Origin of the sequence: Mycobacterium sp. (genome assembly GCF_049683355.1) — a bacterium.
Taxonomy (GTDB): domain Bacteria; phylum Actinomycetota; class Actinomycetes; order Mycobacteriales; family Mycobacteriaceae; genus Mycobacterium.
The window spans coordinates 21625-31184 of record NZ_JBAUJB010000324.1; the positions used below are offsets into that span (position 1 = coordinate 21625).

The 9560-nt window shown below is 68.0% G+C and carries 8 protein-coding genes and 5 pseudogenes; 3 read left to right on the top strand and 10 right to left on the bottom strand.

What is annotated here, in order from left to right; translation table 11 throughout:
* Positions 1-122: 122 nt before the first annotated feature.
* The 3 genes and pseudogenes from ramB to WA944_RS18930 form a co-directional block, all read left to right on the top strand.
* The gene (gene ramB / locus WA944_RS18920) at positions 123-1565 is read left to right on the top strand and encodes an acetate metabolism transcriptional regulator RamB (protein ID WP_526369349.1); all 1443 of its coding nucleotides are present in this window, start codon (positions 123-125) and stop codon (positions 1563-1565) included.
* Positions 1562-2104: a carboxymuconolactone decarboxylase family protein gene (locus WA944_RS18925; RefSeq protein ID WP_526369347.1), complete on the top strand. Its 543-nt coding sequence runs from the start codon at positions 1562-1564 to the stop codon at positions 2102-2104. The genes ramB and WA944_RS18925 overlap by 4 nt, the downstream gene beginning before the upstream one ends.
* A gap of 75 nt (positions 2105-2179) precedes the next feature.
* A pseudogene (locus tag WA944_RS18930) lies at positions 2180-3112 on the top strand (alpha/beta fold hydrolase); the annotation flags it as partial.
* 83 nt (positions 3113-3195) lie between these two features.
* On the opposite strand, the pseudogene WA944_RS18935 reads toward WA944_RS18930, so the two are convergent.
* The 10 genes and pseudogenes from WA944_RS18935 to WA944_RS18980 form a co-directional block, all read right to left on the bottom strand.
* A pseudogene (locus WA944_RS18935) lies at positions 3196-3384 on the bottom strand (diguanylate cyclase domain-containing protein); the annotation flags it as partial.
* 74 nt (positions 3385-3458) lie between these two features.
* A pseudogene (locus tag WA944_RS18940) lies at positions 3459-3728 on the bottom strand (diguanylate cyclase domain-containing protein); the annotation flags it as partial.
* 307 nt (positions 3729-4035) lie between these two features.
* Positions 4036-4314, bottom strand: coding sequence for a hypothetical protein (locus WA944_RS18945; RefSeq protein ID WP_526369722.1), 279 nt, complete (start codon positions 4312-4314; stop codon positions 4036-4038).
* Complete coding sequence (lpdA, locus tag WA944_RS18950) at positions 4315-5715, bottom strand: dihydrolipoyl dehydrogenase (protein ID WP_526610005.1); 1401 nt, start codon at positions 5713-5715, stop codon at positions 4315-4317.
* 32 nt (positions 5716-5747) lie between these two features.
* On the bottom strand, positions 5748-6212 hold the full coding sequence (locus WA944_RS18955; RefSeq protein ID WP_526369726.1) for a hypothetical protein: 465 nt from the start codon (positions 6210-6212) through the stop codon (positions 5748-5750).
* Positions 6205-6483, bottom strand: coding sequence for a putative holin (locus tag WA944_RS18960; RefSeq protein ID WP_526369728.1), 279 nt, complete (start codon positions 6481-6483; stop codon positions 6205-6207). The genes WA944_RS18955 and WA944_RS18960 overlap by 8 nt, the downstream gene beginning before the upstream one ends.
* A 139-nt stretch (positions 6484-6622) precedes the next feature.
* The gene (locus WA944_RS18965) at positions 6623-7102 is read right to left on the bottom strand and encodes a DUF779 domain-containing protein (protein ID WP_526369730.1); all 480 of its coding nucleotides are present in this window, start codon (positions 7100-7102) and stop codon (positions 6623-6625) included.
* 1 nt (position 7103) lies between these two features.
* Positions 7104-8452 (bottom strand): annotated as a pseudogene (locus tag WA944_RS18970) (GAF domain-containing protein).
* 23 nt (positions 8453-8475) lie between these two features.
* A complete protein-coding gene (locus WA944_RS18975; protein ID WP_526369732.1) occupies positions 8476-9270 on the bottom strand; it encodes an acetoin reductase in 795 nt (264 codons plus the stop codon).
* Positions 9267-9560: pseudogene (locus WA944_RS18980) on the bottom strand (2,3-butanediol dehydrogenase); the annotation flags it as partial. The gene WA944_RS18975 and the pseudogene WA944_RS18980, both read right to left, overlap by 4 nt.

A 9560-nucleotide genomic window follows, 5' to 3' on the forward strand; every position in this document is an offset into this window, starting at 1 on the left:
GCCCCTGGGCAGGCCCCCCGGTGGTCGTCGTCACGGATTTTGATACTGCCACAAGCTCCCGGTTGCCAAGTATGCAAACAGTCCCTTCGCAACCTTGCCAGACCCGGCTACGCTGGGTGATCGTGGCCAAAACGTTCGTCGGTGCCCGGGTTCGTCAGCTCCGGAGCGAACGCGGTTTCAGCCAGGCCGCGCTGGCGCAGACGCTCGAGATCTCCCCCAGCTACCTCAACCAGATCGAACACGACGTGCGTCCCCTGACCGTGGCGGTGCTGTTGCGCATCACCGAGGTCTTCGGGGTGGACGCGACATTCTTCGCCTCCCAGGACGACACCAGGCTGATCGCCGAGCTGCGCGAGGTGATGATGGACCGCGATCTCGACGTCGACGTCGAACCCGCCGAGATCGCCGAGATGGTCGGCGCCCATCCGGCGCTCGCCCGCGCCATGGTCAACCTGCACCGCCGATATCAGCTCACGACGACCCAACTGGCAGCGGCGACGGAGGACCGGTTCAACGTGGGCAGTGTCAATCCGGGAGGCAGCGGGACCGGATCCATCACGATGCCGCACGAGGAGGTGCGCGACTACTTCTACCAGCGGCAGAACTACCTGCACGAACTCGACACCTCGGCCGAGGAACTCACCGCGGGTATGCGGATACAGCGGGGCGACCTTGCCGGCGACCTGACCGACCGGTTGCGAATCGTGCACGGCGTCAGGATCATCCGTCGTATCGACCTCGGCGAGGGGGTCCTTCACCGCTACGACACGGACTCGAAGACCCTCGAGCTCAACGCCCACCTGTCCACCGGCCAGACGGTGTTCCGGATGGCCGCCGAACTGGCCTACCTGGAGTGCGGCGACCTGGTCGACAAGCTCGTCGACGAAGGCCACTTCACCAGTGAGGAGTCCCGGCGGCTGGCGCGGCTGGGGCTGGCGAACTACTTCGCCGCCGCGACCGTGCTTCCGTACGGGCACTTCCACGAGGTGGCGGAGAAGTTCCGCTACGACGTCGAGCGGCTTTCGGCCTACTACTCGGTCAGCTACGAGACCGTCTGCCACCGGCTCTCGACGCTTCAGCGGCCGTCGATGCGCGGCGTGCCGTTCTCGTTCGTTCGGGTCGACCGCGCCGGAAACATGTCGAAACGCCAGTCCGCCACCGGTTTCCACTTCTCGTCCAGCGGCGGGACGTGCCCGTTGTGGAACGTCTACGAGACGTTCGCCAACCCCGGGAAGATCCTGGTGCAACTCGCGGAGATGCCCGACGGCCGCAGCTATCTGTGGGTGGCCCGGACCGTGGAGCGCCGCGCGTCGCGTTATGGTCAGCCGGGTAAGACGTTCGCGATCGGCCTCGGCTGCGAACTGCGTCACGCGCAGCGGCTGGTCTACTCGGAAGGGCTCGATTTGTCCGGTGACCCCGGTGTCCGGGCCACCCCGATCGGTGCCGGCTGCCGGGTGTGCGAACGAGACAACTGTCCGCAGCGTGCATTTCCGGCACTGGGCCGCGCGCTGGACATCGACGAACACCGCTCGACGGTGTCCCCCTACCTGGTGAGGCAAACGTGAGTGCACCTGCCCGTATCCCGCCCGGCGGATTCCGTGAGCTGGGTCCGATCAACTGGGTCATCGCCAAGCTCGGCGCCCGCGGCATCCGCGCCCCGCGGTTCAGCCTCTTCAACGTGCTCGGCCAGCACCGGCTGCTGTTCCCGGTGTGGTTGCCGTTGTCCGGTTACCTGCTCTACGCCGGCAAGCTGTCCCGGCGGGACGCCGAGACGGTCATCCTGCGGGTCGGCCATCTTCGCGAATGCGAGTACGAACTGCAGCAGCACCGCAGACTGGCCCGCTCCCGTGGGCTGGACGCGCAGTTCCAGTCGAAGATCTTCGAAGGACCCGACGCCGAGGGGCTGAGTGACCGCGAGCGGGTGCTGATCACCGCGACCGACGAATTCGTCGTCACCCGCGGGGTGTCACCCCAGACGTGGCAGGCCCTGGCCGGATATCTCACGAAACCGCAGCTCATCGAATTCTGTTTGTTGGCAGCACAGTACGACGGATTGGCCGCCACCATCACGACGCTTCAGGTGCCGCTGGACTTCCCGGACTGAGGCAAGTCCCTGCGACGAGGGAGCACACGTCTACCATTTGTCCATGATCTGGATCACGTCAGCGTCGACGAAGTGGTGACCCTCACCAACCCGTGGCGGTACCCGCCCGGCGTTCCCCGCTGCGAACCGCCCCGTGCGGAGGGCCGCTTCTTCCTGCCCGGTGGGCGCCGGCTGGGATACGCCGAGTTCGGTGACCCGAACGGCCCCGTCGTGCTGTGGTTCCACGGAACCCCCGGCGGCCGCAGGCAGTTGCCGATCGTGGGCCGCCGCGCCGCCGAGCGGCTCGGCCTGCGCGTGGTCCTCGTCGAACGCTCCGGATCCGGCCTCAGCGACCCGCACTGCTACGACCGGATCGGCGACTGGGCCGCAGACATGGCACACGTCGCCGAGCTGCTCGGCGCCGGAAAGCTGGGCATCGTGGGATTGTCCGGCGGCGGTCCGTTCGCGCTGGCCTGCGCCGGCAGGCCGGAGCTGGCAGAGCGGGTGGCCGCCGTCGCCATCCTCGGCGGTGTGACGCCGTCGGTCGGTCCCGACGCCACCTGCAGCGGCGCGATCGAACTGGCGCGTCGGTTCGCGCCGGTGATGGCGGCGTTGCGCAAACCGCTCGCCGCGGCCACCGCGGGCATGCTGATGCCGGTCATCCCGCTCGCGCACCTGGCTTACCAGGGGCTGAGCGCCGCCATGCCCGACGGCGACAAGCAGGTGTTCGCCAACCCGGAAATCGAGGCAATGTTCATCGACGACATCGTCCACGCCGCCAACGGCGGGTTCCAGGCGCTGCTCGACGATGCCCGGCTATTCGGCCGCGACTGGGGGTTCCGGCTGGCCGACGTCACGGCGCCCGTCCGGTGGTGGCACGGCGACGCCGACTCGATCATCGGCCTGGCCGACGCACAGGCCGCCGCGGAACACCTGCCGAATGTGGAGCTGCTGCTGATGCCCGACGAGAGCCACCTCGGCGGGTTCGCCAAGGCCGACGACGTGCTCTCGTTCATGCACCGGAACCTGACCGGGTCAGCAGACCTCGCGGCGATGGCGACCCGGTCGCCGCCACGGGCCTTGGCCTCGTACATCGCCGCGTCGGCGGCGGTGATCAGCTCACCGAGGTCTGACCCGGACCGTCGGCTGGCGGCCAGGCCGATGCTCACCGTGACGGCCGGCTGCGTGGGCGCTGAGACGGCCGAGACCGCCGAGCGGATCCGCTCGGCGACCGCGCCGGCCTGATCGGCCGGGATTCGGTCCACCACGAGGAACTCCTCGCCGCCCCACCGCACCACCACGGCCTCGCTCCGCCGCTGGCACGGATCCGCCGCGCCGTGCGGATCAACACCTCGTCACCGGCCGCGTGCCCGAGCGTGTCATTGACCCCCTTGAACCCGTCGACGTCGATCAGCAGCGCGCACAGGTCGGCGTCGGTGGGCGCCACCTCCTCGAGCCGTTGCATCGACACCGGCAGCCCGCGGCGATTGGTCAGCTCGGTGAGCGGGTCGGTCAGCGACTGCTTGGAACTGCCCTGGAGCAACCAGAAGCCGAACTGCAGCGCCGGCAGGATGCACACCGTCACCAGCAACGCGATGACGGCACGCGACACCGCCACCTGCAGCCCGTACTCGGGTGTGGACATCGCCAACCACACCGCGATGCCCACGACAGCGACCGTGCACCAGGCCGTCGGCCGCCGGCGGCATCCACACGTTCAGCGCCGCGAGCGCACCCATCGTCGCGCCGATACCGGCGATGACGTAGCGCAGCACCGACAGCAGCCCGCGGCTGCGCAGGAACTCGATGCGCCATCGGTAGTCGTCACGCTGACGCCACCACTGGAGCAGCAAACCACCGACACCCCCGTCGCCCACCGGTCCATCCTAGGAGCCGGGGAACGCCGACAAGGGGCGAAACGGGATGTCGGCACCCGATTCTGTGGACGCCAGCTAAAGGTAGGTCACTCCCAGCACCGTCAGCGACAGCAAAACCGGTGACACCGGCAACGCCCACAGGAACGCCGCCCAGATCTCACCCTTGTGCGACGTGCGCCGCCACTGCCGCCAGCCGATCATCCCGGCGCTGACGCCGATGACGAACGACACCGCGGCGACGATGAGCACCCATGTCGACACGTCGGTCGAGGCGATGGCCGCAGAGATACCGGCCAGCCACAGGATGTGGCCGACCACCAACCCGCCGATACCGGCGACCCAGATCCCCCTCAACTAGAAGTTGATCATGTGGCCGGCCAGCCCGTGGAAGCACTCCTGCATCGCCTCGGACATGGTCGGGTGGGTGTGCACGTTGCGGGACAGCTCGTTGACCGTCAGGTCCCACTTCTGCGCCAGTGTCAGCTCGGGCAGCAGTTCGGAGACGTCGTGGCCGATCAGGTGCCCGCCGAGCAGTTCGCCGTACTTGGCGTCGGCAACGAGCTTGACGAATCCCGTCGGATCGCCCAGACCGTGGGCCTTGCCGTTGGCCGTGAACGGGAACTTCGCGACCTTGACGTCGTAGCCCTCGTCACGCGCCTGCTCCTCGGTCAGACCGAAGCTGGCGACCTGTGGCTGGCAGAACGTGGCGCGCGGCAACATCCGGTAGTCGCCGAGGGCAAGCGTCTCGGCACCGGCGATGGTCTCGGCGGCCACCACGCCCATCGCCTCGGCGACGTGCGCCAGCTGCAGCTTGGCGGTGACGTCGCCGATCGCGTAGATGTGGCTCACGTTGGTGCGCATGTAGTCGTCGATGCCGATGGCCTTGCGCTCGGTCAGCTCCACGCCGGTCTTGTCCAGCCCGAAGCCCTCGACGTTCGGTGCGAAGCCGATCGCCTGCATCACCTTGTCGGTTTTGAGCTCCTCGGACTTGCCGTCCTTGCTCACGGTGACAATTACCGGGCCGTCGCCCCCCTCATCCTTGATGGACTCGACCTTGGTGCCGGTGCGGATCTTCACGCCCAGCTTCTTGAACTGCTTCTCGATCTCCTTGGAGACCTCGGCGTCCTCGTTGGGCAGCGCACGCGGCATGAACTCGACGATCGTTACGTCCACGCCGTAGTTCTTCAGGACGTAGCCGAACTCCATGCCGATCGCGCCGGCGCCGGCGATGACGATCGAGCCGGGCAGCTCGCGGGTGAGGATCTGCTTCTCGTAGGTGACGACGTTCTCCGAGAGCGATGTTCCGGGGACGAGCCGGGTGCTGGAGCCGGTCGCGATGATCGCGTTGTCGAAGGTGACCTTCTCGGTCTCGCCCTCATTGAGGTCGACGACGATGGTGTGGTCGTCGGTGAACTTCCCGTAACCGTGGATCTCGGTGATCTTGTTCTTCTTCATCAAGAAGTGCACACCGGCGACGCGGCCGTCGGCGACCTTGCGGCTGCGGTCGAAGGCGGCACCGAAGTCGAAGCTCGCCTCACCGTTGATGCCGAACTGCTTGGCCTCCTTGGTGAAGATGTGGGCCAGTTCGGCGTTGCGCAGCAATGCCTTCGACGGTATGCACCCGACGTTGAGGCACACCCCTCCCCAGTACTTGGGCTCGATGATGGCGGTATTCAGCCCGAGTTGGGCAGCGCGGATAGCTGCAACGTATCCGCCGGGGCCTGCTCCGAGAACGACGACGTCATAGTGGGTCACGCTTACCCACCCTAATAGGCGCGGGGCGATCGCTACCGGGTGATCCAGCCGAAGACGTAGCCGCCATACAGAACCGCCGCCGCCGACGCCGACGCCAGCGGTGACGACATCAGCGCGATGGCCACAGCCGAGAACACGGGCTTGCCCTGGATCATCGCGGTGAGCAGACTGCCGACGATGCATGACACCAGGTAGACCAGCACCACGAACACCGGCAGGGTCTTGTCCGGTGAATGGAACCACCAGTAGTACAGGCCGAGACCGGCAGCCGCCGCGAGCAGCCAGACGCCGGCAACAACGAACACGAACGTCCAGCGGCTGAGGTACTGGGCGATGCCGGGAACGACGGCGGGCTGCGCCGGATGCGAGGCGATCTCCACGGGTTCGGCCGGGGTGGGCGCGTCGATGAGTCCCTGTGCGGTGAAGGATCCGGTGAACTCGGGCCGGAACGGCTCGGTGTGGTCGCCGGGGAGTGCGTCCCGGTCGTTGTCAGGCACCGGAGGCCACCTGGATAGCGGCCAGCGCGCCGAACCAGCCCGGCCCGATGGCCAGGATCATGGCACCCACCGCGGTGAGCCACCGTCGGCCCGACATCAGGATCGTGAGCATGCCGATCACGCCGGGGACTCCGACGACAAGCGCGATCACGACGTCCGGTCGCACGGTCGCGGTGACCTCGATGGCTGCGGCGAGGGCTGCCATCATGCCGACAGCGACGCCGACGATCATCACGCCGGTCAACACCGACGCACGCGGCAGCGGAATCACGCTTACCACGGTAACGCCGCGCTGCCCGAAAACCCGGTCGGCGCGCCGCTGCGCGAAATATCATTCCGGGTCATTACTGAGCCCAATTTCGCAGCCCGGAATGATATTTCGCGAGCGGACGCGGGGTTACTCCAAGGGCTTACTTCAGAGGCATCGCGCAGGCGTCGACGCCCTCTGCCACGATGTGGGTTCCGTTCGAGGGGGGCCGCACCCCGCGCTCGAAGTCTGCGCCGGTGACCGGGGGCGCCGCGCTCAGCGCGCGGTTCTCATCCTCGGTGAACGCCCGGCCCCGGGACAGGAAACGCATGCCCTCGGGAGCCTCGAGGCTGAACCCGCCACCGCGGCCTGGCACCACATCGATGACCAGCTGGGTGTGCTTCCACGCGTCGAACTGGGGACCGGAGATCCATACCGGAACACCTCCGTCGCCGACGTCGAGCACCGCCAGCAGGATGTCGCGGTCACCGACGATGAAGTCGCCGTCGGGGTAACACATCGGCGACGACCCGTCGCAGCAGCCACCCGACTGGTGGAACATCAACGCACCGTGTCGCTGCTGCAGGCTTCGCAACAGCTCGGCGGCCGCCTCGGTGACCAGGGCCCGGTTCGGTGTGTCCACATCAACCATTGTGCTCTCGCTGTTCTGCCGGCGAACCGACCGTGCGGGCGGCCCGGATCGCCGGCGCCGTCGAGGGCGGCAACAGCAGGCGCCGATCGTCGGGGTAGCGGATGTCCAGATCGACCGAACCGGCGAAGCGGTACGGCTGGGCGGCGAGCAGTCCGGCGAACTGCTTTCGTAGCCGCGACATCTCCGCACGCACCGTGACCACCCGCGACCGGTCGCCGTACAGATCCTCGGCGAGCTGCGGCGCCGTCCGCCCCTGCGGTGAAAGAGTCAGGGCAAAAAGGATTTCCGCGTGCCGGAGCGAGAGATCATGGGCCCAGCAACCGAATTCGCCCGCCAGCCGCAGCGACGGCCGGTCCGGGTTGCCGAGGTCCAGCGTCACCCGTGTCGGCTGCTGCACCTCGCCCGGGTCGCCCCCGGCCGCCGGCCGCACCAGCCAGCCACCGGGAAGGGGCTCGACGGCGCACCACCCCAGCGTCGCCAGCCACACCCGACCGGGGGCCAGCTGGTCGGGCAGCAGGATCCGGTTGTGCATCGGCATCGCGTCGACCGCCGCGACCCAGCCTTCGGTGTCAACGGCCAGGGCCGGACTGCCCATCCGCGCCAGGATCGGGGCGGCCAACGCCCGCAGCCGGTTGAGGGTGCGGTCGTGCTCCTGGCGCAACTGCGACTCGGCCAGCCGCGCCACCGCATCCACCAGCGCAATGGTCGTCGGGTGCACGGTCGGCGCCGGGCCTGAGACGTCGACCACGCCGATGACCTGTCCGGTTCGCGGATCCCGGATCGGGGCCCCGGCGCACGTCCACGGGTGGTGACTGCGCAGGAAGTGTTCGGCCGAGAACACCTGGACGGCACGCTGCGACACCAGCGCCGTGCCGATCGCGTTGGTGCCGACGGCGCCCTCACCCCAGTTCGCGCCCTCGACGAAGCCGAGCCGGTCGGCGTTGACCAGCACCTGCGGCGACCCCGAGCGCCACAGCACCCGGCCGCGTGCGTCGGCGACGACGAGGATGTTCTCCCCCTCGGCCACCAGCGACTCCAGACCATGGGAGATCTCGTCGAGCACGTCCATCAGCCCCGACGAGCGCCGCAACATCTCCAGGGCGCCGGTGTCCACCACCGGGTCGGTTCCGACACCGGGTCGGTTCCGACACCGGGATCGATCCCGCGGGCCAGCATCCGGCGCCACGAGTCTCCGATGACCTCCCGGGGCCGGGCGGGGGCCCGGTTGCCGGCCATCGTCGCGTCGTACACAGCCGACATCAACCGCGCATACCTGCGCGGGTCCTCGCCGACGCCCACTGCCGGTTCAGGCACGGGCGAACTGCCGATATTGCTGGGCATCGAACCCCAGTGTGCTCCCCATCTCAGCGGTAGACCAGACCGCCGTCGATCAGGCCGGACTGGCCGGTCATGTAGTCGGCGTCCGGGCCGGCCAGATAGGACACGAAGCCGGCGACGTCGTCGGGGGTCTCGGCGCGGCCCAGCGCGATGCCGCCGACGAACTTGTCGTACGTCTCCCCCTCGGCGGCTCCGGTCAGTTCGGCGAAGCGCTTGTCGATCTCCACCCACATGTCGGTGCCGACCACCCCGGGGCAGTAGGCGTTGACGGTGATGCCGTCGGCGGCGTGTTCCTTGGCGGCGGCCTGGGTGAGCGCCCGCACCGCGAACTTCGAGGCGCTGTACACCCCCAGCATCGCGAAGCCGTCATGACCGGCGATCGACGAGGCATTGATGACCCTGCTGATCTTTCCCGCGTCCCGGTTCCCCAACTCCTTGAACTTCGCGACGGCGGCCTGGGTGCCCCACAGCACCCCGTTGACGTTGATCGCCCACACCCGACCCACTTCCTCGGCGGTCACGTCGGCGATCGGGCCGACCAGTGCGATGCCGGCGTTGTTGACCATGATGTCCAGACCGCCCAGCGCGGACGCGGCGAAGTCGACGGCTGCGAAGATCTGATCACGATCGCTCACGTCGGCGACGACTGTCGTTGCCTTGCAGCCGATCTCGGAGATCTCACCGGCGACGTTCTCGATGCCGTCCTGGTGCACGTCGAGCAGAGCGACGTCGGCGCCGTCGCGGGCCAGCCGCAGCGCGATCCCACGACCGATCCCGCGCCCGGCTCCGGTGACGAGGGCGACCTTGCCTTGGAGCGTCATGCCTGTTCTCCGTTCGGATCGACCAGAACTTTCATCTTCTTGCCGGCGTGCAGCGCCTCGAACCCCTCGTCGATCACATCGTCGATCAGGATCCGGGTCACCCATCCGGTGGTGTCGTAGGCGCCCTCGGCCATCAACGCGATCACCGCCTCGAAGTCGGCGCCGGTGTAGCACAGCGATCCCTGGATCCGGGACTCGTTCATCACGAGGTTCAGAAGCGGTGTCTCCAAGGGCTTTTCGTAGATCGCAACGCTGACCATCGGTTTGCGTGACCCGACGCAGGCCAACGC